Annotated in this window: 23 protein-coding genes; 10 read left to right on the top strand and 13 right to left on the bottom strand. The window is 73.7% G+C overall.

Going from position 1 to position 26,080, the window contains the following annotated elements:
* The 3 genes from ACWDAS_RS17355 to ACWDAS_RS17345 all read right to left on the bottom strand — a co-directional run.
* Positions 1-1,294: peptidoglycan-binding protein (locus ACWDAS_RS17355; RefSeq protein ID WP_450391157.1), on the bottom strand; the 1,294-nt coding region annotated here is incomplete at its 3' end.
* Positions 1,291-2,214 (bottom strand): hypothetical protein, encoded by a 924-nt coding sequence (locus ACWDAS_RS17350; RefSeq protein WP_450391155.1) that lies wholly within the window; start codon positions 2,212-2,214, stop codon positions 1,291-1,293. The genes ACWDAS_RS17355 and ACWDAS_RS17350, both read right to left, overlap by 4 nt.
* 311 nt (positions 2,215-2,525) lie before the next feature.
* A complete protein-coding gene (locus tag ACWDAS_RS17345; protein WP_450391152.1) occupies positions 2,526-3,203 on the bottom strand; it encodes a DUF3152 domain-containing protein in 678 nt (225 codons plus the stop codon).
* 448 nt (positions 3,204-3,651) lie between these two features.
* On the opposite strand from ACWDAS_RS17345, the gene ACWDAS_RS17340 reads away from it, so the two are divergent.
* The 4 genes from ACWDAS_RS17340 (at position 3,652) to ACWDAS_RS17325 (ending at position 8,478) form a co-directional block, all read left to right on the top strand.
* The gene (locus ACWDAS_RS17340; protein ID WP_450391149.1) at positions 3,652-4,341 is read left to right on the top strand and encodes a response regulator; all 690 of its coding nucleotides are present in this window, start codon (positions 3,652-3,654) and stop codon (positions 4,339-4,341) included.
* Positions 4,338-5,954: an ATP-binding protein gene (locus tag ACWDAS_RS17335; RefSeq protein ID WP_450391146.1), complete on the top strand. Its 1,617-nt coding sequence runs from the start codon at positions 4,338-4,340 to the stop codon at positions 5,952-5,954. The genes ACWDAS_RS17340 and ACWDAS_RS17335 overlap by 4 nt, the downstream gene beginning before the upstream one ends.
* Entirely contained in the window at positions 5,951-6,541 is a 591-nt protein-coding gene (locus tag ACWDAS_RS17330) for a hypothetical protein (RefSeq protein WP_450391143.1), read from the top strand. Before ACWDAS_RS17335 ends, ACWDAS_RS17330 begins: the two co-directional genes overlap by 4 nt.
* Positions 6,542-6,834: 293 nt before the next feature.
* The gene (locus ACWDAS_RS17325) at positions 6,835-8,478 is read left to right on the top strand and encodes a peptidoglycan-binding protein (protein WP_450391140.1); all 1,644 of its coding nucleotides are present in this window, start codon (positions 6,835-6,837) and stop codon (positions 8,476-8,478) included.
* Between the two features lie 131 nt (positions 8,479-8,609).
* Here the strand turns inward: ACWDAS_RS17325 and ACWDAS_RS17320 are convergent, their stop codons facing one another.
* Positions 8,610-9,122: a hypothetical protein gene (locus ACWDAS_RS17320; protein WP_450391138.1), complete on the bottom strand. Its 513-nt coding sequence runs from the start codon at positions 9,120-9,122 to the stop codon at positions 8,610-8,612.
* Positions 9,123-9,249: 127 nt separating this feature from the next.
* Here ACWDAS_RS17320 and ACWDAS_RS17315 point away from each other — a divergent pair, with 127 nt between their 5' ends.
* Entirely contained in the window at positions 9,250-9,993 is a 744-nt protein-coding gene (locus ACWDAS_RS17315; protein WP_450391135.1) for a phosphotransferase, read from the top strand.
* Positions 9,994-10,081: 88 nt separating this feature from the next.
* A complete protein-coding gene (locus ACWDAS_RS17310; RefSeq protein WP_450391132.1) occupies positions 10,082-10,801 on the top strand; it encodes a vWA domain-containing protein in 720 nt (239 codons plus the stop codon).
* 219 nt (positions 10,802-11,020) lie between these two features.
* Here ACWDAS_RS17310 and ACWDAS_RS17305 read toward each other — a convergent pair whose 3' ends face one another.
* Positions 11,021-12,685, bottom strand: a complete 1,665-nt coding sequence (locus tag ACWDAS_RS17305; protein WP_450391129.1) for an IucA/IucC family protein — start codon at positions 12,683-12,685, stop codon at positions 11,021-11,023.
* Between the two features lie 75 nt (positions 12,686-12,760).
* On the opposite strand from ACWDAS_RS17305, the gene ACWDAS_RS17300 reads away from it, so the two are divergent.
* On the top strand, positions 12,761-14,365 hold the full coding sequence (locus tag ACWDAS_RS17300; RefSeq protein ID WP_450391126.1) for an IucA/IucC family protein: 1,605 nt from the start codon (positions 12,761-12,763) through the stop codon (positions 14,363-14,365).
* Here ACWDAS_RS17300 and ACWDAS_RS17295 read toward each other — a convergent pair.
* From ACWDAS_RS17295 to ACWDAS_RS17270, 6 genes are all read right to left on the bottom strand, one after another.
* Positions 14,314-15,096 carry a peptidoglycan-binding domain-containing protein gene (locus ACWDAS_RS17295; RefSeq protein ID WP_450391124.1) on the bottom strand — a complete coding sequence of 261 codons (783 nt, stop codon included), beginning with the start codon at positions 15,094-15,096 and terminating at the stop codon, positions 14,314-14,316. The genes ACWDAS_RS17300 and ACWDAS_RS17295 overlap by 52 nt on opposite strands.
* Positions 15,093-16,046: a hypothetical protein gene (locus tag ACWDAS_RS17290; RefSeq protein WP_450391121.1), complete on the bottom strand. Its 954-nt coding sequence runs from the start codon at positions 16,044-16,046 to the stop codon at positions 15,093-15,095. Before ACWDAS_RS17290 ends, ACWDAS_RS17295 begins: the two co-directional genes overlap by 4 nt.
* Before the next feature lie 76 nt (positions 16,047-16,122).
* Positions 16,123-17,601: a dihydrolipoyl dehydrogenase family protein gene (locus ACWDAS_RS17285; protein WP_450391118.1), complete on the bottom strand. Its 1,479-nt coding sequence runs from the start codon at positions 17,599-17,601 to the stop codon at positions 16,123-16,125.
* Between the two features lie 73 nt (positions 17,602-17,674).
* Positions 17,675-18,976, bottom strand: coding sequence for an MFS transporter (locus tag ACWDAS_RS17280; protein WP_450391115.1), 1,302 nt, complete (start codon positions 18,974-18,976; stop codon positions 17,675-17,677).
* Positions 18,973-19,575, bottom strand: a complete 603-nt coding sequence (locus ACWDAS_RS17275) for a helix-turn-helix domain-containing protein (protein ID WP_450391113.1) — start codon at positions 19,573-19,575, stop codon at positions 18,973-18,975. Before ACWDAS_RS17275 ends, ACWDAS_RS17280 begins: the two co-directional genes overlap by 4 nt.
* Positions 19,576-19,696: 121 nt before the next feature.
* Positions 19,697-22,270, bottom strand: a complete 2,574-nt coding sequence (locus ACWDAS_RS17270; RefSeq protein WP_450391110.1) for a SpoIIE family protein phosphatase — start codon at positions 22,268-22,270, stop codon at positions 19,697-19,699.
* A 228-nt stretch (positions 22,271-22,498) separates the two neighbouring features.
* On the opposite strand from ACWDAS_RS17270, the gene ACWDAS_RS17265 reads away from it, so the two are divergent.
* Entirely contained in the window at positions 22,499-22,939 is a 441-nt protein-coding gene (locus ACWDAS_RS17265; protein ID WP_450391107.1) for an OsmC family protein, read from the top strand.
* 134 nt (positions 22,940-23,073) lie between these two features.
* Positions 23,074-23,673: a TetR/AcrR family transcriptional regulator gene (locus ACWDAS_RS17260; protein WP_450391104.1), complete on the top strand. Its 600-nt coding sequence runs from the start codon at positions 23,074-23,076 to the stop codon at positions 23,671-23,673.
* Here the strand turns inward: ACWDAS_RS17260 and ACWDAS_RS17255 are convergent.
* Both ACWDAS_RS17255 and ACWDAS_RS17250 read right to left on the bottom strand, forming a co-directional pair.
* Complete coding sequence (locus ACWDAS_RS17255; protein WP_450391101.1) at positions 23,663-23,971, bottom strand: GNAT family N-acetyltransferase; 309 nt, start codon at positions 23,969-23,971, stop codon at positions 23,663-23,665. The genes ACWDAS_RS17260 and ACWDAS_RS17255 overlap by 11 nt on opposite strands.
* A complete protein-coding gene (locus ACWDAS_RS17250; RefSeq protein WP_450391098.1) occupies positions 23,968-24,237 on the bottom strand; it encodes a DUF2630 family protein in 270 nt (89 codons plus the stop codon). Before ACWDAS_RS17250 ends, ACWDAS_RS17255 begins: the two co-directional genes overlap by 4 nt.
* 188 nt (positions 24,238-24,425) lie before the next feature.
* On the opposite strand from ACWDAS_RS17250, the gene ACWDAS_RS17245 reads away from it, so the two are divergent.
* Entirely contained in the window at positions 24,426-25,949 is a 1,524-nt protein-coding gene (locus tag ACWDAS_RS17245; RefSeq protein WP_450391095.1) for an MFS transporter, read from the top strand.
* The last annotated feature ends 131 nt before the right edge of the window (positions 25,950-26,080 follow it).

The raw sequence follows: 26,080 nt of genomic DNA, 5'->3' as shown, positions 1-26,080 counted from the left end.
CCCGGGCCTTGCCGTCGGCGCTGGTGCGCACCGCCGCCACGGGCACCACCAGCACGGATCCCTTCGAGGCGCCCACCTCGATGGTCACCTTGGCGATGCCACCCGACAGGTTTCTCAGCGGCCCGGGGTCGGGTACGGATATCACCAACGGCACCGGTGCCGACGGATCGGCCGGGTCCGCGCCGGTGTCGGACGCCCCGTCCATGCCGGTCTTCCCGCCGTCACCCGTTCCGGCGCCGGCCTTGTCGCCGCCCTGCTCGGCGGCACCCGCGCCGCCGATCTGTGACACGACACCGCGGACCCTGCGGCCGTCCGCGGTCTCGATCCGCGCCTGCATGCCCTCGCGCAGTGCGGCGCCGTCCGTTCCGGGCACCACGGCCTGCACCACCACGTCGGAGCTGGTCACGGTGACCACCTCGCCGTCCAGGGCGTCGCCGAGGTGCACCTTGACCTTGTCCACCCGCACCGGCAGCTTGGGCAGAAAGACCAGCTCGCCCGCCGGGACCTTGGTGCCGTACGCGGCCCTGAACGCGTCCAGCGCCGCATTGGCCTGGTTCAGCTGCTGTCGCGCGGCGCGCAGCCGGAGGTCCGCGGCCTCGCCCGACCCTGATGCGGTCGTCGTGCCGCCGTCCGTGCCGCCGCCCCCGCCCGTTTGCAGGTCGAGGAGCGCCAGCTGGGCCGACGACACCGCCGCCTCCAGGGCGGCGAGCTGCTGCCGGTCGGCGACGCTGGGGCGCTGTGGCTCGTAACCCTTGCTCTCGTACCAGCGCTCCACCGCAGCCGCCGTGCCCTGCCGGTAGTTCCCGCTGACGGCCCCCGGGTCGTGGCCGAGCCTGCGCAAGGCGCTCTGCAGCTGCCGGACGTCGTCGCCCGAACTGCCCGGCCCGAGGGCGCGGTACATCGGCACCGAGCCGCGCAGCACGAACACCGGACGGCCGCTGACCTGCATCAGGACGCTGCCTTCGGTGAGGGTCTGCTCCTTGGCCGGCATTTTGGTGACCCGTTGGCCGGTCGCGTCGTCCCCGGAGGAGCCCACGGGCCCTGACAGCGAGATCCCCTGCGGTGCCCCGAACTCCACCTGCCCCTGGGCGACCACGGTCGCGGTCAGCTTCTGCCGCGCCACCGCGACCGTCACCGGTCCGGCCTTCGGCGGCTGGTGCGCGGCGGCGGCGTCGGCGGGCGACTGCATCTGCATACCGGTGAGCCAGCCGCCCACGCCGACTGCGGCCACCACGCCGACGATCATTGAGACCTGCCTGCTGCGGCGCGCCGGACCGCTGCGGAGGCGGCTCATCCGACCCCTCCGGCGTAGGGGTGCTTGGCCAGCTTGGGGAAGTACGCGGCCCGGAACTTCTTGCCGCATTCCAGGTCCTTCAGGGCGGTACTGATCTCCTGGGTGAGCTTGGCCCTGGCGGTCTCCTGGTCCATGTTCTGCATGCCGCCCACCGGAGTCTGCATTACCTGGTACTTCACCATGTCCCCGATGGAGGTCGGCTGCGTGGTGGTGACAGCGATCCCCTCGCCGCGAAGGCAGGACGCGAACTCCTGCGCCAGTGAGATCAGCTGCGGGTCCCCGTCGAGGGCCTGCTTCGCCTCGCGGTCCCGGGCCGCGAACGCGTCCCCTTCACGGGCGAGTTCGGCCTTGGACTTCGTCGGCCCGTAGGCCTTCAGATGTGCGTCCTTCTGGCATCCCGGGGTTTGCTGCTTCTCGCCCTTCACAAGCCTCACGTCGCCCATCGCCTGGTCGTAGGCCTTCCGCTGGGCCGGGGGGAGCGCGTTCAGATACGCCTCATCGGGATTCGACGCGAACCTCTGTGAGAAGGCATCCGTGCCGGGGGCGTTGGCGTCGTTCGGGTAGACGGCCGCGGCGTATTTGCCGAACCCGTACTTCTCCCGGAACTTCTTCGCCAGGTCGTAATCCTCGCCGTCGGGCCCGGAGTCCATGGCCTTGTAGTCCGTGACGTGCGCGGTGTAGGTGAAGCCCTTCGCCCGCATGCAGGAGGCGAGGGCGTTCTGATACGCGTACTCCTGCCTGGCTGTCGCGTCGGCGCCCGGAGGAATCGCCAGCTCGCCGTTTGCGGCCGCCGACGACGCCGCGGTGCCGGCGGAGGGGGCGGTCCGGGGTGCGGCGGGGTCCTTGTCGTTCTGGGAGCACCCGGCGAGCGCCAGCACACCGGCTACGGCCGCGGCAGCAACAGGTCGGACCGTACGCATCCTGAGTATGGGAGTCACATCGTTCCATCGTGTCGATCGGAGAGGGCGATCCGCGGAATCGCGGGCGTCGTGGGCTCTGCCCACGCCGACTGCACCGGCGCACCGGGGACACGGCACTGTGAGCGTCTGATGGCCTTCACGACCACGGGGCGCCGTGACTGCGTTCGAGATTGGCGTCCGTAGGTGATGGCCGCTGGCCCGGATGATGACCAGGCTGTAACAGCCGGTTGGGGCCCGGCGTGGACCACCAGGTGGTCACAGTCCGTTCAAGCTGTTTTCCGCAACCGCCGGGAGGGCCGGCCGTCGCCGGCTCACTGCACGTGCGGCCCGGTGACGAAGTGACCGTTCCTGTCGTAGGGCCAGGCGTTGGCGATGCATCCGTGCAGGCCCTTGATCTGCTGCATCATCACGGGGGCCAGTTGCCCGGGCCCCGCACAGGTGGTGTGCCCGTAGTTCAGGAAGTGCCCCATCTCGTGGTTGATGATCAGCGCCCGGTAGTCGTGGATCGGGCCGTCGAACGTGGGCGAGCCCTCGACCCAGCGCTTGAGGTTCACCACCACGCCATCGGAAACCTCGCAGTTGTACTCGCCTTCGGTGTTCTGGTGGATGCCCGCCCAGCACAGGGCGTCCGCCGTCCCCGGTGTCGCGATCCTCACCGTGAGGTCGTGGGGCTGTCCCGCGCTCACCAACTGGAACGCGTAGGCCGGGTTGTGGGTCCAGCCTCGGGGGGCGGCGAGTATGTCGGCGATCTCGTTCGCCGCTTGGGCCGGCGAGATGTCGAGGCCGACCTCGACCTGCACCACGTAGCGGAGCGGTGACGGACCGCGGCCCACCTTCTCGCCGCCGGCCCGCGCGGTGACGAACGTGCCGGCACCCGTCGCGGGAACGTCGATCTTGGTCGGGGTCGGCGTCGGGGTCGGGGTCGGGGTCGGGGTCGGAGTGGGGGTGGGCGTGGGTGTCGGAGTGGGCGTGGGGGTGGTGTGCACCACGCTCCGAGGGTGCGGCGAACCGCTCGAAGCGTCGCTGCGCGCGCCGCCCAGGAAGAACACACCGGAGCCGAGCAGGCCGGCGACCGCCAGGGTGCCGACGAGATAGCCCCGGCCCCGGCGGCGCGGGCCGCTCCGGAGGCGGGAGGACCGGTGGCGTCCGCCGCGGTGGGATGACCGGTGCCGACGGCCGTCGTGGTGGGGGGCCGCGGCGCTGCCGGTGGGCGGTGCGAATTCCCGCTGTCGTGCCGAATACATGGCAGCTCAAACTGGTCATTTCAGATGATCGCCATGAGCGCGAGTGATAACGGAACGGTAACGAGTGGTCTTCCGGCGGTCCCGGCGACCGGAAACCGCCCGCGCACCCCCGGGTGTGACCCTTCTGTAACAGCTCCCTGGGGCGGCCCTTTCCCGGGACGGTCGCCGGTCGCGATCTGCTTAGACTGTCGGCGTGCCGCGAGTCCTTATTGTCGAAGACGACCCAGATGTCCGTAAGGCCGTCCAGCTGGGTCTGCGACACCAGGGCCATGACGTCTTCGCCGCCGGAACCGGCGAAGAGGGATTGGAACAGCTCGGTCCCTTCCGTCCGGACGTCGTCGTGCTCGATCTCATGCTGCCCGGTATCTCCGGCCTCGACGTATGCCGGCGGATCAGGGACCGCGACCAGGTGCCGATCATCATGGTGACGGCCAAGGGGGACGACATCGACGTGGTCGTGGGGCTGGAGGCCGGCGCCGACGACTACGTGGTCAAGCCCGTGCAGGCCCGGGTGCTCGACGCGCGAATACGGGCCGTACTGCGCAGGCAGGACGCGTCGGTCTCCGATGCCGTCCGGCCCAGGGCGGAGTCGCACGGCGAGCTGGTCATCGACCGGGCCGGGCTCGTGGTGACACACCGCGGTGCACCCGTCGCGCTCGCCCCCTCCGAGCTCCGGCTGCTGCTGACCCTGTCGGCCTCGCCCGGACAGGTCTTCAGCCGCCAGCAGCTGCTCGAGGCGGTCTGGGAGCACAGCTACTACGGGGACATACGGCTCGTGGACGCCTGCGTGAAGCGACTGCGCGGCAAGCTCGGTGAGCTGGGCGGGGATCCCCGGTACATCCAGACCGTACGCGGCTTCGGCTACCGCTTCGGTTCCCCGTGAGCGGCCAGCGATCCGTACGGGCACGCAAGCACGTACGCAAGCGCAAGGCCGTCGCAGCCGGGCAGGGCCCCGGGCCGGCGCGGTTTTATCGGGCGGTCCTGGCGAAGGTCCCGCTTCCGCTGCGGGGTCTGCGGCCCCGCCTGGTGGTGGCCTTCGTCCTGGTGGCCATGGCCGGAGCCCTGAGCACCGGAGCCGTCGCCTTCCGGGAGGCGCGCACGGGGGTGCTGCAGCAGAGCCAGGACTCCGTCATCCGGCAGTTCCGGGCCAGCGTCGACGCCATGTCCGTCTACATTCCCCCGGCGCCGAGCCAGGCGCATGTGCAGAAGGCCCTGCAGAGGGCGGTGCACCAGGTACTCGAGGCCAACCAGTCGCCAGGGCGGCGGGTACTGGCCACGTACGGCGGCCTGCGCGCCTGGGCGCCGAGTGCCGACTTCGACAAGCTCAGCCCGGAACTGCGCCGGTCAGTGGAAACCAAACGCGCCGCGGTGTTCCAGCGGGTGAAGGCCGATGGGCATCCCTACCTCGTCGTCGGAATGCCGGTCACGTACAACAGCGGTGAGGGTACGGAGTCCAGGCTCTCGGGGCTCGTGATGTACCTGGTGGTGCCACAGGACACCGAACAGGCCTACGTCGAGACGATGGTCAGCGCCATCGAACACGCCACCCTGGTGGCACTGGGCCTCGCGGTCGTGCTGGCACTGCTGGCCGCGCGCGGCGTGCTCCGTCCCGTGCGGGCGTTGCGCCGGGCGACGCGCCGGATGGCCGAGGGGCACCTCGACGTCCGGCTGGCCGTCAACGGTTCCGACGAACTGGCCGACCTCTCGCAGTCCTTCAACGACACGGCGGCCGCCCTGGAGCGGTCGGTCGCGGAGCTGCGGCGCCTGGAGGCCCAGGCGCGGCGCTTCGTCGCGGACGTCTCCCACGAACTGCGGACGCCTCTGGCCGCGATGTCGGCGGTCACCGACGTACTGGACGCGAACGCGCTGCACGTGAACCGGGACACCGGCGAGGCGTTGCGGCTCATCAGCGAGGGAACCGGTCGGCTGAGCGGGCTGGTGAACGACCTGATGGAGATCTCCCGCTTCGACGCGGGCGCGGCCGAACTCAGCCTGGACGAGATCGACCTGGCCGAATTCGTACAGCACACCCTCGCCGCTCGGGGCTGGCAGGGCCGAGTGGAGACCCACGTCCCCCGACCGGGCGTACTCCGGACGCGCGTGGATCCGCGCCGGCTCGACGTGGTGATGGCCAATCTGGTGGGCAACGCGCTGCGGCACGGGGCGCCGCCGGTGCGGCTGACCATGAGCGTGAGAGAGGAGCGAGCGGACGTGGCGTGGGTCGTCATCGAGGTGACCGACAACGGAGCGGGGATCGCCGAGGAGGCCATGCCGCACATCTTCGAGCGCTTCTACAAGGCGAGCACTTCGCGGGCCAGAAGCGAGAGCAGCGGGCTGGGCCTGGCCATCACGGCGGAGAACGTGCGCCTGCACGGAGGACGCGTCAGCGCGGCGAACCTGTCCGGCGGCGGCACGGCGTTCACGGTCGAACTGCCTCTGCACCGCGACTCCGCCGACGGCGCGGCCGCCGACGACTGCGCCGCGGGTGCCCGGTGAAGGGCACGCGCGTACCGGCGCTGCTGGCCGGGATCGCCGCCGCGCTCACGCTGTCGGCGTGCGGAGTCCCTTCGTCCGGCGTCATCCAGGCCGGCGAACCGGCCAGCGGTGTGTTCTCGCCCGTTCCGGAGTCCGCGGTGCCCGCCGCCGTCCCCCTCTATTTCCTGCACGACGGTGATCTGAGGCCTTATCTCCGCAAGACCGGCGACCCCGCTGACTTCGCGGCCGTCGTGCGCCTGCTGTTCGGCGGACCGACCACGGGCGAGGCCGCGACGGCCACCACGGAGCTGCCCCGTCTGAAGGGCGCGCCGGAGGTGACGGTCGGCGACGGCAACACCGTCTCCGTCCAGCTCCCCGAGGACGTCCCTCCCCTCAGCCACCTGGCCATGCTCCAGTTGGCGTGCACGGTGGCCCAGGTGACTCCGCCGTTCGCCGCGCTGCCCGCGGACCCGAACGGGGACGGCGCCTCCGCGGCCCCTCCCGCCACCGCGCGACGCTCCCTCGCGCGCACGAGCGTCCATGTGCGCGGGGACGGATGGTCGATGACGCAGTCGGACGGCTCGTGTCCCGACGCCCCGCGGCGGTAACGGCCCCGGCGCGGGCATCCGCCTGACCGCGACAGCGGAATCCGGTCAGTTGTGCCGCACGGCATTGTGCGCAGGGGCACCAGCTGTCACCGTCGTGCGCGGTGTGACAGCCCGATGTCCGGGCAACGTCGTCGGCGCCCTCGGCGACCCACCGGATCCCGGGTCGCGGCAAGCGTCTTTCCGGGCGTGCGGCACCTTCCGCGTACGACGAGGCCCAGCACTGTGTGTGGCTCCGGTCGGTCGATCGGTCCGGCCGGCGAACCCTGATCCGGAGAAGGAGACATAGCGCAGTCATGAGTGGTGCATTAGTTGATACCGCCGACGGGACGCCCGGCCTGACGCGAGCGGCCACGGGTGCGAGACCCGGCCGGCGCGCCCGGTTCGCGGGGCTCGCGGCGGCCGCGGTGATCCTGGCGGCGGCCACCTTGTTCGGTGCCGGCCCGGCGATGGCGGCGCCCGCGCCGATCAAGCTGACCTCCTCGTCCTGCCCCAACGTGATCCAGCAGGGCCAGGTGGGCGGCTGCGTCACCGAGCTGCAGAACCTGCTCAACGCCCACGGCGCCGGTCTGGCGGTGGACGGCGAGTTCGGGCCGAACACGCTCCACGCGGTACGCCAGTACCAGTCCGCCACCGCGATCGCCGTGGACGGCCTGGTGGGCCCCGAGACCAAGAGCAAGCTGTACGCGACCGGGGGCACGGCACCCGCACCGATCAACCTGACATCCTCCTCGTGCCCGGCGAACATCGTCCAGGGCAACAAGGGCGGATGCGTCACCGAACTCCAGCGGCTGCTCCGGCACTTCGGTTACGCGGTGACCGTGGACGGCGACTTCGGGCCGGAGACGTACAACGCGGTCCGCAGCTTCCAGTCCGCGAACGGCCTGTCCGTCGACGGCCAGGTGGGGCCGAACACCAAGCGGGAGCTCTACGACACCGACGAGTCGCCGTCCACCGGTCTCGACCTGCGGTCGTCGTCCTGCCCGTCGGTGATCGTGGAGGGGCAGACCGGAGGTTGCGTCGCGACGCTGCAGGCCCTGCTCAACGGCAAGGGCCAGCACCTCGCCGTCGACGGCGAGTTCGGGCCCCTGACCCTGGCGGCCGTGCGGTCGTTCCAGTCCGCGCACGGCCTGTCGGTCGACGGCGAGGTCGGGCCGAACACCAAGGCCGCCCTGTACTCCAACATCGGCGGTGGCGGCGGCAACGGCGCCCCGGCGCCGATCAACCTGAACTCCTCGTCCTGCCCGGCGAACATCGTGAAGGGCCAGCGCGGCGGCTGTGTCACCGAGCTGCAGAGCCTGCTCAACCACCACGGCGCCGATCTCGCCGTCGACGGCGACTTCGGGCCGCTGACCGACAGCGCGGTGCGGGACTTCCAGGCCGAGAAGGGGCTCTCGGTGGACGGGCAGGTGGGCCCGAACACCAAGGCCGCCCTGTACGGCGCGGTCACCCCGCCCTCCTCGCCGCCGCCCGGCGGCGGGTACGCCAAGATCCTCGACGTGGCGGCGGCCGAGGTGGGCACGGTCGAGGGCAGCGCCCGGGCGAACAGCTACGGGGCGGCCGTGGGGCTCTCCCTGTCCACCAACAACTACGCCTGGTGCGCCACCTTCGTGAGCTGGGTGGCCAGGCAGACCGGGGCCACCTCCTACCGCAACAGCTATGTCTCGGGCTGGGTCAAGCAGGCTCGGGCCGGCAACTACCACCTCTCGGTCACGGCCAATCCGCAGCCCGGCGACATCGTGGCCTTCGACTGGAACGGCGGCAGCAACTTCAACGACGGGCAGGAGCACATCGGCATCGTCAGAACGGTGAGCGGCGGCTCCTCCTTCACCACCGTCGAGGGGAACACCGGCAACCCCAACGGCGGCAAGGACGGCGTGTACGTCAAGAACCGCGGTACGAACCAGGGATACGACGTGGTCTTCATCCGGGTCCGCTGACCGGACGGCAGGACCGCGGATCGGGAAAGGGGCGCCGCACCCGCAGGCCACGGGTGCGGCGGCCCGCGCCCCCGGCGGATCACCCACCGGGGCCGTGTCGTGTCGTGACGTCTCGTGGCGTGCCGTCGCCGTCAGCAGGAGTCGTCGACGAGTTCGGTGAATTCGTCCCGGGTCATGGCGCGCTCGTCGGCCCAGACGCGGCCGGGGCCCAGGGAGGCGAGGTCGGCCGCGGTGAAGTAGACGTAGCCGTCGTATGCGTTCCCGCCGCGGGGGCCGAAGAACGACAGGTAGTACGTGCGGCCGGGCAGCAGTGCCTGTGTGCCGTTGGTGTCCACGTGCCACGAGGGCGGTGGCGAGAAGAGGGCGAAGGTCGTGCGGCCGATGGGGGCGGACGACCACATGTCCCAGCCGCTGTCCGGTGTCCCGCCCGACGGGGCGGCGGCTGCGCTGCCGGACTCCCGCTCCTCCCAGCTGTGCAGTGCCACGGACGAGGCGTGGTCCCCGCTGCACGGCTGCACCCTCGCGACCGGCTTCCCGTCCTGGCTCATCCAGGCCGCCACCAGCGGCAGGTTCGCCGGGCTGCACCCGCTCAGCAGTCCGAGCCCCACCGCGGTGCCCAGCGCGCCCACTGTTCCTCGTCGCATGCCCGCCCCTCGCGTCGGCGCTCCCCCATGTGCGATTGCCGACAGCGTGCCATCCGGCGGGGGGCGGCGCAGCGGTCGTCCGTGAAATCGGCTCGCCTCCAGGTGCGTTCGCGGGCAGCATGCACCGGTGGAGATTTCGGGGCCGCCGGACGGCGAGGTGCTGGTGCCCGCGCGGATCGGCGCGCTGGCGGATGGGCGGACGCTGCTGCCCGTGTGGCGGAACGAGTCGGGCGGGGTGACCTTCCAGCTCGGCACGGGGGAGGACCGGCTGTTCGCCAAGTGGGCGCCGGCGGGCTCGGGGCCGGACCTGGCGGCCGAGGCGGAGCGCCTGGAGTGGGCGGGCCGCTTCACACCCGTGCCACCCGTGCTGGAACACGGGGCGGACGGGGACGGGGCCTGGCTGGTCACCCGCGGGCTGCCCGGGGAGAGTGCCGTCAGCCCGCGCTGGACGGCGGATCCCGCCACCGCTGTGCGTGCCCTGGGCGCGGGGCTGCGGGCGCTGCACGAGCGGCTGCCGGTGGACGGCTGCCCGTACGAGTGGTCGGTCGGTACCCGTCTCGAACGCGCCCGGCGGGCGGGCCGGCAGGTGCCGGCGGATCTGCCCGCGGCCCCGCCCGTCGAGCGTCTCGTCGTGTGCCACGGCGACCCCTGCGCACCCAACACGCTGCTGGGCGAGGACGGCGCCTGGCTCGGGCACGTCGACATGGGCGCCCTCGGGGTCGCCGACCGCTGGGCCGATCTGGCCGTCGCCACCTGGAGCACCGAGTGGAACTACGGCCCCGGCTGGGAGGGCCTGCTCCTGGACGCGTACGGCATCGCACCCGACCCTGAGCGGACCGCCTTCTACCGCCGCCTGTGGAGCGTCACCTGACCGTCCTCCGGCGGCCGACGGGGTGACCCCGCAGGGCGGAGGTGGCACGATCGGGGAGGGAGACGCGAACGTGAGGGGCGGGGGCGCAATGGCCATCGATCTGGAGAAGGTGCAGGCGGCGGCGCCGGGGCTGGTGAACCTGTACAAGGGTGCCCGGGTGTCGCTGGAGAAGGCCGGTGTCGCGGGGGAACGGGCCGCGGTCTACCTGGTGCTGGACCGCTCCGGGAGCATGCGGCGGCACTACCGCGACGGCACGGTGCAGCACCTGGCCGAGCAGGCTCTCGGCCTCGCGGCGAACCTCGACGACGACGGGGTCGTGCCGGTGGTCTTCTTCTCCACCGAGGTGGACGGCGTCGCCGAGATCGGGCTCGACGGCTACGAGGGGCGGATCAACGCGCTCCACGAGAGCTACGGCCACATGGGACGGACCAACTACCACCTGGCGATGCAGGCGGTGATCGACCACTACCGGGCGTCCGGATCCACGCGGCCCGCGTTCGTCATCTTCCAGACGGACGGCGGCCCGTCCTCGCGCACGGCCGCGGAGCGGCTGCTGTGCTCGGCGGCGGGGCTGCCGGTCTTCTGGCAGTTCGTCGGCTTCGGGGACCCGGCGGGCAAGGAGTTCGACTTCCTGCGCAAGCTCGACGAACTGCCGGTGCCCGCCAAGCGGCTGGTCGACAACGCCGGGTTCCACGCCGCGGGGGAGGAGCCCGCGGCGGCGTCGGACGCCGAGCTGTACGGGGCGCTGATGGAGGAGTTCCCGCAGTGGCTGGCGGCGGCGCGGGCGGCGGGCGTCATCCGGGGATGACGGGGGCGGGGGCCCCGGCGTCGGCGGCCGTGGAGGCGGCGGCCCCGTCGACGAGGCGGTCGGGTTCGGCGCCGCGGACAACTGATCCCGGGGCACGGACCCGAGCCCCCCGGCCACGTGCCGTACCCCGCCGGACCGGCCCCGGCACGTGGCCGTGCGGGCGGCCCGGCTCGCTCCGGGCAGCGCCCGGTCCCGGATCGGCACGCCCCGAACCGGCCGTCACAGCAGGGGGTTGGGCAGCCGGGCCCACTGGTCGCCGCTGCTCGCCGCCGGGGTCTCCAGCCGCATCAGGGTCAGTGCCTTGACGGGGAGTTCGGGGGCGGACAGCAGGGCCGTGCGGTCGACGCGGGTGTCCGGTCCGTCCGGGAGGGCGTCACACGCCCGGACGGCCTCCGCCCGCACCGCCGCCCACAGCCGTGCCTCGGTGGGGCGGTGCGCCTCGCCGAGGGCGGAGACGAGGCTGCCGAAGGTGGTGGCGACCAGCGAGCCGTAGAGCTTGGCGTGCAGGACGGCGGGGTCGTCGCTGAGGCCGCGTCCGAGCGGGGGCGCGGTGATGCCGCACCGGGCGAGCCGGGCCGGGCTGATCCGGACGTCGGCGAGGTCGCGGTAGACCAGCCGCAGCGGCCGGGCGTGCCGGTCGAGGACGACCAGGAGGTTCTGCCCGTGCGCCTCCAGGGCGACGCCCCAGGACAGCAGGCGCAGTACGGCCGGGAGCGTGAGCCGGGCGAAGGCGGTGAGCCAGGCGGTGCCGTCCTGCGGGGCGCCGGGGCCGGAGGCCGCGAGCAGCGAGTGGAGCAGCGGCGGCCCGCCGTCGGCGGGGCGGGCGGTGAGGGCTGCGACGGGCAGCACGGCCTCCCCGGCCGCCGGGTCGGCGAAGCCGGACGGGGACTCCCGCAGCAGGGCCGCGAGGTCGGGGCTGGGCTCGCCGCCGACGACCGCGGCGGCCGCCGCGAGGTTGCGGGTGATGCGGAGCACGCCGCCGCGGAGCCGCCGCGTCAGCTCGTCGAGCAGCTCCGACAGCGCGGCGCTGTCGTTCACCGAGCGGGCCGAGATGTCGCGGACGGCCGAGGTCATCCGCATGCTGAGCGCCGTCTTCAGATGCGGCCCGCCGCCGAGCGGCGCGAGGGTGCGTACCGACATCAGCGGCCGTGCGGCGATCGCCGCCCGGGCGTACGGCCGCAGGCCCAGGGCGGGCAGGATGTGCCGGGTCTGCCAGGGGTGGACGGGCAGCAGCAGCCGGTCGCCCTCGCGCAGCCGGTCCGGCCACGTTCCCGCGACCAGGCATCCGGCGGCCGGGACGGCGACGAGGTCGAGGCCGACGACCGGCCGGTGCTCGGGGCCGTAGGCCAGCTGCTCGGCGAGGGAGAAGCCGGGACGGCTGCGGCAGCACGGGTGGTAGGGGTGGCCGTCGACGACGCTCTGCTCGAAGTACGTGAGCGGCAGCGGCTCGACGCCGTTCCCCTCCGCGCCCGCGGCGCCGGCCCGCGACAGGGCCAGCGAGGCCACGCTGTGGTCGAGTTCCTCGCGCAGGAGGCCGGAACCCGGCAGCCCGAGGGCCTCCACGAGGGCCGCCGGGTGGTCGTGGCGCCGGCCGTCCAGGCGCAGGGCCGGGTCGTCCTTCGGCGTGCCCAGGTCGTGCGGCAGCCGCCGCGGCCCGGTGAGCACCCGGCCGTCGTGGAACCGCACGCGGTCCGGGCCGCGCGAGGCGATCCCGGGCAGGGGTTCCAGGAGCAGGGCGCGCCACAGGCGGCCGAGGACGGCGGCGCGGGCACCGGGGAGCGCCGCGGCGTACACGTCGCGCAGACCGGGGCGCAGCGTGGCCAGCTCGGTGGCGAACGCCGTCTCCAGGGGGCGCCGCGTCGCAGCCGCCGAGTCCGGGTACATGATGGGTCCCTACCCTACGCAGGAGGCGGCTGACCGTGCAGCGACCAGCGGGACGACCAGCGGAGACCGGTCATCGTGGGTGACGCCTGGGACCGCGCGGACGCGATCTCCGCGACGGCCCTGCTGAACTGCCTGCTGCGCGAGGTGGCCGAGGCGGCGGGCGACGCGGACGGCCGGCCGGTCCACCTGCTGCCCGCGACCGGCCGGCTGCTGCGGGTGCGCGCCGGCCGCCATCCCGCCGGCCCCGAGCTCCGCACGGCGGAGGACGGCTGGCGGCCGCTCGCGCTGGAGGCGCTCGTCGAGGTCGCCGCCGCGGAGCTGACCGCCCGCACCGGCGTCGCCGGCACCGTGCTGCCCGGCGAGATCACCGACAGCCGCGACGTGCTCGCCGCCCTGCTGGAGGCCCGTGAGCACGCACCGCCGCCGGCCGACCCGTATCTGCGTTCCGAGCAGGCCCTGGTGGCCGGTCACCGCCACCACCCCGCCCCCAAGACCCGCGGTGGCGGCCCCCCGGAGAGCTGGCTGCCCTACGCGGCGGAGGCCCACACGAGTTTCCCGCTCACGCTGCTCGCGGTCCGCGCGGACCTGCTGGCCGGGGAGGGCGACACCTCGGTCCTGGACCGGCTGTACCCGGACGTGCCCGAGGGGTACCGGGTGCTGCCCGCCCACCCGTGGCAGCTCGCCCTGCTGGGCGACCTCCCCGCGTTCCACGACGGCCGCCTGCTGCGCCTGGGGCGCACCGCCGTCCCCGCCGTGCCGACCGCTTCCCTGCGAACGGTGTACCTGCCGGACGCCGACCTGTTCCTCAAGTTCAGCCTCGACGTGCGGATCACCAACGACATCCGCCGGCTGTGGTGGCACGACCTGCGCTGGCTCGGGCCGGTCGACGAGGTGCTGCGCACCGTCCCCGAGGCGGACATCCTCTCCGACCGCGGTTACCGCACCGCCGGTCTCGGCGGCCGGGACGCGTACGAGGCGCTGGCCGTGCTCGTCCGCGACGGCCTCGGCGCGCACGTGCGCCCCGGCCTGACCCCGCTGCTGGCGGCCGCCGTCGCCGAGGGGTACGAGGGCAGCCCGCTCGGCGTGCCGGGCCTGACCGCGGAGGGCGCGCTGGCCTGGTGGGAGGCATACCTGCGGCAGGTCGTGCCGCCCGTCCTGCACACGTACTTCCGGCACGGGGCGGTGCTGGAGTGCCACCTGCAGAACGTGCTCGTCGCCGTGGACGGGGACGGAGTGCCCGGCCAGGCGCTCTTCCGCGACCACGAGGGCGTCAAGCTGGTCGAGGACCGGCACCGCGAACTGCTCCGCCGCCACGGGCGGCCGGACGCCCCCGGTCCCGGCGTCGACGCCGCCCACGGCTGGGAGCGCCTGGTCTACTGCCTCGTGACCAACAACCTGCTGGAGATCGCGGGCGCCGTCGCCGAACGCCACCCCGCGCTCACCCCCGTGCTGTGGTCGCGGGCCCGGGCGTTCCTCGCCGACTGGGCCGCCGAGCACGGCGATCCGGCGCCGGTACGGGAGCTGCTGGCCGCCCCGCACATCCCCGCGAAGACCAATCTGCTGCTGCGCTGGACGGGCGCGGACGGCGCCGCCGCGCGCTACCTGCCGCTGGCGAACCCGCTGCTGCCTCAGGGCGCGGAGGTGACCGACTCCAGCGAACGGCGTGTGGCGGGGCCGTAGACGCCGGAGGCGTCGCCTGTGACGCCGTAACCCTGCTGGTAGCGCTGGACGGCGTATTTGACGCCGCCGTCGTACTTGCCGTCGGCGGGGCCGTCGTAGAGCTGGACCTGGGCGAGCCGCTGCTGCAGCGCCACGACCTCCGGGCCGCGCGATCCGGGCTTGAGCACCGCGCCGGAACCGGCGGCCGCGGTCGTGGCCGCCCCGCCGGAGGCGGTCGCCGTGCCCGCTGAGGGGTTCGCCGCCGCGCCGGACGCGGAACCGGAGACGGACGGGGAGGCGCCACCGCTCGCGCCCGCCCGGGAGGACGGGGCCGTCCCGGACGCCGAGGGCGCGGTCGCCGTGCCGTCGGACGCCACGAGGCTGGGCAGCGCGAGCCGCGGCGGCGAGGAACTGGGCTGGGGCAGCACACGATCGGCCTCGCCCGGGCCGGTCATCAGCTGCCCGAGCAGGGCCAGTACGCCGACGCCGAGGGCCGCGCCGGCCACCGCGACGACGGTGCGCGTACGCCGGCGGGAGCGTGCCGCCGCTCTGCGCGTCCCCCGGGGCGCGTGGTCCGGGTGCCGCCGCGGCTCCTGCGCCCGGTCGGGCGTCAGCGGCGGAAGCTCGCGCGTGTCGCCCGACGTGTCCGGCGGGTCCTCGGGGAACAGCTCCGCGTACTCCGGCGCGGGCCCCGCGGGACCTGCGCCGATCAGCGGTCTGACGGTGGTCTCGCCCTGCTCCGTGCCGCTCATCTCTCGTCGCCCGCCTGGTCGGGCACCAGTCGTTCGAGGACGTCCTGGAAGTCCTCACCGACGGTGATCAGCAGCCCGTCGCCGTCCTTCCGGCTGAGCTGCGTCAGCATGCCGTCCCGCCACCAGTAGACGTACGGGCTGATGGGGCCCACGGCGTCCTCGTGGCCCGCGGCCGCGAAGCCCGCCATGCCGTTGAGCGCGGGGATGACGGCGCTGTCGCGGATGGCGTGGAAGGCCAGCTGGTGCCGGAACGGCATGGCGACCAGCGCGCCGTCGGCGGTCAGCGGCTCCCCGGTGACCCGTTCCACCAGCTCGTCCAGGACCAGCACCCGGGAGGCGGTGAAGAAGGAGTCCCCGACGAGGACGTCGAAGCGCACATCGGCGTGCCGGACCACCTCGTGCCGCTCCACGGGCAGGTCGCGCAGGTTGAGCAGGGCCCGGCCGCGCAGCTCGGGCGCGTCGCCCAGCGGGGCCAGGGCGTGGTCGGCGAGCGTCATCACGCTCTCCGGGAGGTCCAGGGCGAGCACCTCCAGCAGCCCGGGCGCGGCGATCCGGGCGTAGCGGAAGGTCTCCGGGTCGATCGCGTCCGGCGTGACCAGGCGCGGGTAGAGCCGTTCGCGGATCTCCTCGGCGGGCATCGTCTCCAGCGGCGACGGCCCGTCGAGGGTCCGCAACACCGCGCCGACGTGCTCCCGCGACAGCTGCGGCCACACGCGCGGGCCGCGGCGGTCGTTGTGGCACAGCGCCGCCAGGTTGCCCAGCCCGAAGCGACGGCCGGAGTCGTCGGTCACCATGTCGGCGAAGACCGTGACCTCCAGTCCGAGTTCGGCGAACGACTCGCGCACGATGCCCCGGAAGCGCGCTCCCTCGTGCACCGAGAAGAAGGCGTACTCGGGATCGCGGGGTGTGTCCCGCTGGTCACGCTTCGGCCCGCGCCGGAAAATCCCCACCTGAGCAGTCCCCTCGACCTGGACTCGACGAGCAGGGCGCGATCCTATCGGCAGGCGCCCGGGGCCGCTCCGTCCGTCACCCGTCGCCGTCCGGCGCGTCCCGGTAGGTCTCCAGCAGCCGCAGCCACACCTCGCTCATCGTCGGAAAGGCCGGTACGGCATGCCAGAGCCGTTCCACCGGCACCTCACCGGCGACGGCGATGGTGGCGGCGTGCAGCAGCTCGCCGACCGCCGGGCCGACGAAGGTGACCCCTACGAGGTGACCCCGGTCGACGTCGACGACGGCGCGGGCGTGTCCCTTGTAGCCGTCGGCGTGGAGACCGGCGCCGGAGACGTTGCCGATCTCGTAGTCGACGACCTTGACGCGGCGTCCCTCCCGCCGGGCCTGCTCGGCGGTGATGCCGACGGCGGCGGCCTCGGGCTCGGTGAAGACGACCTGTGGGACGGCGACGTTGTCGGCGGTGGCCGAGTGGGCGCCCCAGGGGGTGGTGTCCAGCGGCTCGCCCTTGGCGCGGGCGGCGATGGCGGCGCCGGCGATACGGCCCTGGTACTTGCCCTGGTGCGTGAGGAGGGCCCGGTGGTTGGTGTCGCCCGCGCAGTACAGCCAGCCGCCGTCGATGCCCTTGACCAGGCAGGTGTCGTCGACCTCCAGCCAGGAGCCGGGGGTGAGGCCGACGGTCTCCAGGCCCAGGTCGTCGGTGTGCGGGGTGCGGCCGGTGGCGAACAGGACCTCGTCGGTGACGAGTTCCGACCCGTCGGACAGCGCCAGGGTGACCGGCCCGGGATCCGACTCGCGCCGCACCTCGGTGGCGGACACGCCGGTGCGGATGTCGATCCCGGCGGCGCGCATCCCGTCCGCGACGAGCTCGCCCGCGAACGGCTCCCAGCGCGGCAGCAGCCTGGTGCCGCGGACCAGCACGGTCACCTCGGAGCCGAGCGACCGCCAGGCGGTGGCCATCTCCACGCCGACGACTCCGCCGCCTACGACCACCAGCCGGCCCGGCACCTCGGGGGCGCTGGTGGCGTCGCGGCTGGTCCAGACGTGGTCGTCGGCGATGCCGGGCAGATCGGGCAGCTGCGCGCGGGTGCCGGTGCAGACCGCCACGGCGTGCCGGGCGGTCAAAACGCGCTCGCCGCCGTCCGGGGTCTCGACGACGACCCGGCGCGGCCCGTCGAGCCGGCCGAGACCGCGGACGAGGTCGATGCCGGCCGACTCCAGCCAGCCCACCTGCCCGTCGTCCTTCCAGTTGCCGGTCCACCAGTCGCGCCGGGCCAGCACCGCGGCCGCGTCCAGCCGTCCGCCGGCCGCCTCCCGCGATCCGGCCACCGCGCGCGCGGCGTCCAGGGCCGCCTGCGGGCGCAGCAGCGCCTTGCTGGGGATGCACGCCCAGTACGAGCACTCACCGCCGACCAGCTCGGCCTCGACCAGCACGGTGGTCAGCCCGGCCTGCCTGGTGCGGTCGGCGACGTTCTCCCCGGTGGGGCCCCCGCCGATGACGATGACGTCGTAGGTGTCCGTGGTCGTGTTCGTGCTGCTGTCTGCCGCCGTGGTCATGGTTCCACCGTAGGCAACCCGGCGCCGGCGCACAGCTGGAACCACCGTGTTCCCGCGCTCCACCCGCACGGGCTCACCCGGCTGCACCCGCCCCGACCGGCGCGGCGTCGCCCGCGGGGAGCGCGTTCGCCGGCAGGTCCCGGACCGTACGGAGCGGGGACAGGAGCAGGACCAGCCCGGCGAGCGGCACCCCCGCCGTGGTGATCCACAGGGCGGTGCGCAGCCCGAGGAGGGAGCCCAGCGCGCCACCCAGCAGCGCGCCGACGGGAAGCGTGCCGTAGTTCAGGAACGTGGTGCCCGCGGTGATCCGCCCGAGCAGGTGGGGCGGGCAGTGACTCTGCTGGAAGCCCGCCTTGATGACGTTGCCCGCGACCACCCCCGCCGATACGCAGAAGCCCCCGGCCGTGTACAGGAGCACTCCGGCCCCGCGGGTGGTGAGCGGGATGAGCAGGGCGGGCACGGCCAGCCCCAGTTCGAAGAGGAGGGTGGCGCGGGCGGTGCCGGTCCGCGCGGCGACCCGGTGGACGACGAAGGCCCCGGCGACGCCGCCCGCGCTCGCGGCGGCGACCATGGCGCCGACGGTGCCCGGGCTCAGGCCGACCTCCCGCACCAGGAAGGGCACCAGGATCGATTGGTAGGCCATCAGGGCGAGGTTGGAGACGGCGCCGAACAGCGTCAGCGTCCGCAGCCACCGGTCGCCGGCGACCAGCCGCAGGCCCGCCCGGATGTCGCTCGTCATCGTCGCGCGCCGCGCGGCTCCGGCGGCGGGCCCGGGGCGCGGCTCGCGATGCCCGATGCGGGCCAGGCACAGCAGCGAGACCAGGAAGGTCGCGGCGTTGACGTACAACGCATCCACCGCGCCCACCAGTTGGGCGAGGAGACCGCCCGTCCCCCGGCCGGCGATCTGCGCCGCCGCGGCGCTGCCCTGCAGTTTGGCGTTGCCCTCGGGCTGGTCCGCGGGTTCGAGCAGGGTGGGCAGGTAGGCGCTGTAGGCCGTCTGGAAGAACACCGCGGCCGTCCCGGCCAGGACTGTGACCGCCAGGAGCAGGCCCATGCTGAGCTCTCCCAGCCGTCCGGCCACCGGAACGGCGGTGAACAGCGCGAGCGACGCCCCCGCGGCGGCCAGCATGATCGGCCTGCGGCGGAAGCGGTCCACCCAGACGCCGGCCGGCAGGCCGACGACCAGCCAGGGGAGCCAGGTGCAGGCGCTCAGCAGGCCGACCGTGAACGTGCCGGCGTGCAGCGTGGACACGGCGGCCAGCGGCATGGCCACCGCGGTGACGGACGAGCCGAGCTTGCCGGTGGTCTCGCCGCACCACAGCAGCCGGAAGTCGCGGTGGTGCCGCAGCAGACCTCCGCGCCCACGACCCGTCATGCCGTGCCCCGCTCTTCGCGGGGGAACGACTGGATCTGCACGATGACGGGCAGCGCCCCGGGGGACGGCTCCATGCCCGGGCCGGGGGCGTGGCGGGCGACGACCGCCATCAGGTCCCGGTTGAGCCGGGCGAGTTCGGCGGGGGTCAACCGCAGGTCGCGCCAGTCGGAGAGGGTGGAGGCCTGCTGCCACGCGGGGTCCCAGTCCTCGTCGAGGTAGGTCATGGTGCGCGTGAAGAACTGCTGTGCCAGTCGGCGCAGGTAGACCGCGAGCGCGTCCCGGGTGCCGGGGTCGTCGTGGAACTCCGCGGGGTTCAGCAGGTGCGCGTCGGCGACCGCACGCCACCAGCGCTCGCGTTTCGTGCCGCGTCCGGTCTCCTCCTCGATGTAGCCGTGTTCGGCCAGGTGCCGCAGGTGCCAGCTGACGGTGCCGGTGTTCTCGCCGAGCCGCCGGGACAGGCCGGTGGCCGTCGCGGGGCCGTCCAGGTTCAGCGCCTCCAGGATGCTCATCCGGAGCGGGTGGGCCAGCCCTCGCAGGCTGCGGGCGTCAAGACGCCGCGCGGGTCCGGCGGCCGGGATGCGTTCGGGTTCGTCGGTCACGCGGGCAGCCTAGTGTTGCAGAGGACTCTCTGCAGAGAATTGTCTGCACGCGACATCACGCGGTCGCCCGCACACGCCTCCCCGTACGACGCCCACCCCTGCGCCCGCTGACGCACCGGACTCAGACCGGCAGTTGCTGCTCCGTCCAGATGACCTTGCCCTGCTCGGTGTAGCGGGTGCCCCAGCGCCGGCAGAGCTGGGCGACGAGGAAGATCCCGCGGCCGCCCTCGTCGGTGGTGGCCGCGCGGCGCAGCCGCGGTGAGGTGTCGCTGGCGTCGGCGACCTCGAAGACCAGCGCCCGGTCGCGGAGCAGCCGGGCCTGTACGGGACCGGCGCCGTGGCGGATGGCGTTGGTGATCAGCTCGCTGGCGATCAGCTCGGTGGTGAAGGCGAGTTCGTCCAGGTTCCAGGCCTGAAGCCGGCGGGTGATGGCCGAGCGGAGCGCGGAGACGGCCGCGGGGTCGTCGGGCACCTCCCAGCAGGCGACCTGCCGGTCGTCGAGGGCCCGGGTACGGGCGACGAGCAGGACGACGTCGTCGGCCGAGGGCACGGGGTGCAGCGCGGACTCGACGGACGCGCACACCTCCTCCGGCGGGCAGCCGCGCGGGGCGGCGGCCAGGGCACGGCCGAGCCGGAGCATCCCGGTGTCCGGGTCGAGGTGCCGGCCCTCGATGAGGCCGTCGGTGTACAGGACGAGGCCGCTGCCCTCGGGCACCGCGAACTCGGCGGTCTCGAAGGGGAGTCCGCCGAGTCCCAGCGGCGGTCCCGCGGGCAGGTCGGGGAAGCGCACCTCGCCGTCCGGGCCGAGCAGCGCGGGCGGCGGATGGCCGGCGCGGGCGAGCTGGCAGCGGCGCGCGACCGGGTCGTACACCGCGTAGAGGCAGGTGGCGCCGGCCAGGCCGGAATCGGTGCCGCTCTCGTCGTCGAGGCGGACGACGAGGTCGTCCAGCCGGCCGAGCAGTTCGTCCGGCGGCAGGTCGAGGGCGGAGAAGTTGTGCACGGCCGTGCGCAGCCGGCCCATGGCGGCGGCCGCGTGGATCCCGTGCCCGACGACGTCGCCGACGACGAGCGCGACCCGGGCCCCGGAGAGCGGGATGACGTCGAACCAGTCGCCGCCGACCCGTCCCCGCGCGGGGAGGTAGCGGTGGGCGACGTCCACGGCGAGCTGTTCGGGCACCCCGTGCGGGAGCAGGCTGCGCTGCAGTTCCAGGGCGAGGTGGTGCTCGCGGGTGAAGAGCCGGGCGTTGTCGATGCAGACGGCGGCGCGGGCGGCGAGGTCCCGGGCGAGGGTGAGGTCGTCGTCGGCGAACGGCTCGGCCCGCGGGGCGCGCTGGAAGGTGGCGACACCGAGCAGGGCATCGCGGGCGCGCAGGGGTACGGCGATGACGGCGTGCGGCTCGCCGTCGGGGCCGGGGGCCGCGTAGCGGACCGCCGTCGTGCCGCCCAGCGCTCTGGCCTGGGGGCTGTCCGGGGGGAGGCGAATCGGTTCGCCCCTGGCGTGCGGGTCGTACGCACCCGGGGGTTCGCCGTCGCCCGCCGGGCGCCTCGCGCAGCCCTCCGGCCCCGGCCCGGAGCCGCTCGCCGCCACCCGGCGCAACTCCGCTCCGGTGCCCTGCGGGGCGGCGCCGCGCAGCACCGGTTCGAGCAGGTCCACGGTCGCGTGGTCGGCGAAGCGGGGCACGGCGGCCTCGACGAGTTCGAAGGCGGTGCGGACGACGTCGAGGGTGGTGCCGATCCGCAGGGCGGCGTCGCTGAGCAGTTGCAGGCGGCGGCGCGCGGCGACGGCGAGACGGCCGACCCCCGGCTCGCCGACCAGCAGCGGGCGGCGACGGGGCGCGCCCGGCGTGACGCCGTGGGCGTCGGCGACTTCGGGCACGCTGACCTCCACGACGGCGCCGCCCGCCAGCGGCCGGCAGAGCAGGTGGGCCGTTCGGCCGTGGGAGAGGGGGAGTTCGAGCGCCTCGTGCCGTCCGGCGGCGATCAGCCCGGCCGCGGTCTCGGCGAGCGCCGACTCGTCCCGGCCGGTGAGCCCGGCCGGGGGGCCCACGGACTGGATGCGCCCCGCGCCGTCCAACCGCAGCGAGGGCGGGCCGGCCGGCCGGTGCTCGGTGGTCAGCCAGCTGTGCAGCAGGGCGCGTTCACGTTCGCCGCACTCCTCCAGGAGCCGCTGCTCGATCGCGAGGGCGCAGCCGCGGGCGAGTTCCGCCATGAGCGGGTGCGCGTCGCCGTAGAGGCTGGTGAGGTCGAGGACGCCCTCCACCCGGCCGCTGACGGGGTGGCGCACGGGCACACCGAAGCAGGTGAAGTCGCGCAGGACGGCGGAGAAGTGCTCCTGGCCCGAGACGCGGACGGGCTGCCGGGCGGCGAGGGCGGTGCCGATCCCGTTCGTACCGGCGTCGAGCTCGTGGTAGCTGAAGCCCCGGGCCAGCCCGACCCGGTCGAGGGCGGGCAGCAGCGGCGGCTCGGCGGCCCGGCGGTCGAGCACCAGCCCCCGGTCGTCGGTGAGCAGGACGGCGGTGCGGGAGCCCGAGAGCGTACCGGCGAGCCGGTCGAGCACCGGCCCCGCGGCACGGACCAGCGCCCCGGCCGGGTCGACGTCGTCGGTGTACGGGACGTCGAACCGCTCGGGGTCGAGGCCGGCGGTCTGACAGCGCTCCCACGAAGCGAGGATCGGTACCCGCACGGATTCGGCCACCTGGCTTACTCCTTGTCGTCCGTGTCCCAGGTGCCGAACGTAGGACGGCGGCACAGCGGCCGGGGGCGGGTCCGTGAAATCCCTGCGTACAGCCACTCTTGTGGGTGACGGTACGTTTGACAGGGGCAACACGCCCGCCCGGCGCGGGGAGATCGCTTCGCGAAGCGGCACCCGGTGGTGAAGACTTGGAGCCGCCGCAGCCGTACGCCGCACTTGGGAGGATCCACCATGTCCACCACGCCGCACTCCACCACGCGGGTCGCGCACACCGTCTGGGACGGCAGTCTGACGGAGGGCAGCGGGGTCGTGACCCTCGACTCCTCCGGCATCGGGGAGTACCCGGTGACCTGGGTCGCCCGCTCGCAGGAGCCGGGCGGCAAGACCAGCCCCGAGGAGCTCATCGCCGCCGCGCACTCCAGCTGCTTCTCGATGGCCCTGTCGGCCGGCCTCGGCAAGGCCGGGACCCCGCCGACCCGGCTGCGTACCCAGGCCGACGTCACCTTCAAGCCCGGCACCGGCATCACGGGCATCCACCTCACCGTCCAGGGCGAGGTGCCCGGGATCGACGAGGCGGAGTTCGTCAAGGCGGCCGAGGACGCCAAGGCGAACTGCCCGGTGAGCAAGGCGCTGGCGGGCACGGAGATCACGCTCACGGCCTCGCTGGCCTGACACCGCAGGGCGCCGGGTCCGGCGTCCGCGTCCGGCGCACCGCCCATCGAAACGTTTCGGTTTCGGTGGGCGGTGTCATATTGTCGTTGGGGTACGAAGCCGTTTCGCAGGGGACGAGAGACGGAGCAGGCAACATGACCACGGACGCGAGCGCACCGGCGCGCCGCACCCGGCTGACGCCGGAGCGGGAGCAGGAGCTGTACGGCGCGGTGATCGAACTGCTGCGCGAGGTCGGGTACGACGCGCTGACGATGGACGCGGTCGCCACCCGTACCCGCTCCAGCAAGGCCACCCTCTACCGCCAGTGGAAGAGCAAGCCGGAGCTGGTCGTGACCGCGCTCAGGTGCACCAAGCCGGTCCATGTCGAGAACGTCGACACGGGCTCGCTCCCCGGCGATCTGCACGAGCTGGCCGGCCGCATCGGCGACGGCTCGGACGTGGACACCCCGCTGATCCGGGGCCTGGCCCACGCCTCCGCGACCAACCCCGACCTCGCCGAGGCGATGCGCCAGCACCTCATCGAGCCCGAGCTCACCGGTGTGCAGCAGCTGCTCAAGCGCGCCGCCGGCCGCGGTGAGATCGACGCCGCAGTCCCCGCCGCCGGCTTCATGCCGCACATGATGCTCGGCGCCGTGATCACCCGCCGCCTGCTGGAGGACGTGGAGGTCGACGCCGCCTTCATGCACCGCTACATCGACGCGGTGGTGCTGCCGGCGCTCGGCATCAGTCGCTGACCGTGCTGCGCGGCTTGTACTCCAGGTCCAGATAGTCCGGGTGGTGCGCGATCCAGCCCGCGATGAACGGGCAGGCCGCCAGCACGCTCTGGCCGTGCTCGCGCGCCTCGTCCAGCGCGTGCCGGGCGAGCGCGGAGCCCACGCCCCGGCCCTCGAACTCCGGCTCCACCTCGGTGTGCAGGAAGGCGATCATCTCGGGCGTGCGGATGTACGTGGCGTACCCCGCCAGCTTGCCGTCGACGTGCGCCTCGTAGCGGCGCGAACCGGGGGAGTCCGTCACCTTCGCGTCGGTCGTCACGACTGGTAACCCTCCACGGTCTCGGAGGGGCGCACCCTGGCCTCGCCGGGGTCCCCGCCCGCCTCGGCCTTGGCGCGGCGCTGGCGCAGCAGGTCCCAGCACTGGTCGAGCTCGCGCTCCAGCGCGTCGAGTCGCGCCCGCTCGGTGTCGCCGTCTATCCGCCCCTCGGTGAGGAGCTCGCGCAGTGCCCTCTCGTCGGAGACCATCGCGCTGATCCGTTCCAGGATCGCCTGCTCCGGGCGATCTCCCGTGTGCTGCTCGGTCACGACCCGCACCTCCTCGGTCTTCGGCACCCACTCTAGGCAGCCCCTTGCACGCATGCGATCGAAACACTTGCGTTTCGATGAAGCGGCCCCTAGTCTCGACGCGTACGAAACGGTTTCGTATCGCGCTGGCCTCCCGGTGCCCTCGACCGGTTCCTGCCCTCCCCGCGACCGACTGGAGCGCGTCCGCCATGTCCCAGAGCACCGCCGACCTCCGGACCGGCGCCGCCGAGCCCCCCGCCGCGGCCGAGACGACCGCGCCGGACGCCCCGGCGGTGCGTCACTGGTGGGTCCTCGCCGTCATCGGCATCGCCCAGCTGATGGTCGTGCTCGACGCGACCATCGTGAACATCGCCCTGCCCTCCGCCCAGGCGGACCTGGGCTTCACCGACGGCAACCGGCAGTGGATCGTCACCGCCTATGCCCTCGCCTTCGGCAGCCTGCTGCTGCTCGGCGGCCGGATCGCGGACCTCTTCGGCCGCAAGACCGCCTTCCTGATCGGTGTCGCCGGTTTCGCCGGGGCCTCCGCGCTCGGCGGCGCGGCCGGCGGCTTCGAGATGCTGGTGACCGCCCGCGCCCTGCAGGGCGCCTTCGGCGCGCTGCTGGCCCCCGCCGCGCTGTCGCTGCTCACCACGACCTTCACCGACGCCAAGGAGCGGGCCCGCGCCTTCGGCATCTACGGCGCCATCGCCGGGTCCGGGGCGGCCGTCGGCCTGCTGCTCGGCGGCGTCCTGACCGAGTACCTGACCTGGCGCTGGACCCTCTACGTCAACCTGGCCTTCGCTCTGGCCGCCTTCCTCGGCGGCACGGCCCTGCTGCAGCGCGCGAGCCGCCGGCCCGGCGCGACGATCGACCTGCCCGGCACCCTCCTGGTCTCCGCCGGACTCTTCGCCGTCGTCTTCGGCTTCTCCGACGCCGAGAGCCACGACTGGAGCTCGCCGCAGGTCTGGGGCTGCCTCGCCGCGGGCACCGTGCTGCTGGCCGCCTTCGCCTGGTGGCAGACCCGCGCCCAGCACCCGCTGCTGCCGCTGCGTGTGCTGCTGGACCGCAACCGGGGCGCCTCCTTCGCCGCCTCGCTCGTCTCCAGCGCCGGCATGTTCGCGGTCTTCCTCTTCCTCACCTACTACCTGCGGCTCACCCTGGGCTTCTCCGCGGTCAGGACGGGCTTCGCCTTCCTCCCGCTGGTCGGCGCCCTGATGGTCGGCGCGCAGGTCGCCACCACCGTGCTGGTGCCCCGGATCGGCCCCAAGCCGGTCGTGCCGGCCGGTTTCGGCCTCGCCGCGGCGGGCCTGGCATGGCTGACCGGGCTCGGCCTGGACAGCGGGTACGCGGCCGACGTACTGCCGCCGCTGCTGGTGATCGGCCTCGGCATGGGCCTGATCTTCCCGCCCGCGATGAACCTGGCCACCGCCGGTGTCGGCGCCGAGGACGCGGGTGTCGCCTCCGCCACAGTCAACGCCATGCAGCAGGTCGGCGGCTCGATCGGCACCGCCCTGCTGAACACCCTGGCCACCGGCGCGGCCACCGACTACGCCCTCGCCCACCGCACCGATCCCCTGGTGAAGGCCGAGGCCGCTCTGGAGGGCTACTCCACCGCCTACTGGTGGGCCGCGGCCTTCTTCGCCGCCGGCCTGGTGACCAGTCTCATGCTGTACCGGCGCGGAATTCCTGCTCAGGACGGGAATGCCGAGGCCGCTCCGGTCGTCCACATGTAGGAGAACCGAGACTGCGGGGCCGCCCCTGAGCGGTGGGAAGGTCCCGCACGCGCCGACCCGTGGGGACGGGGTGCGGTGCGGTGAACGGCCCGGCGCCGGCGTCCGTAGTTGCATACGGAAGCCGCGCCGGG

The organism is Streptomyces sp. NPDC001070 (assembly GCF_053598835.1).
Note: the sequence above shows the minus strand (reverse complement) of the source record. Positions and strands in the feature narration are given on the sequence as shown.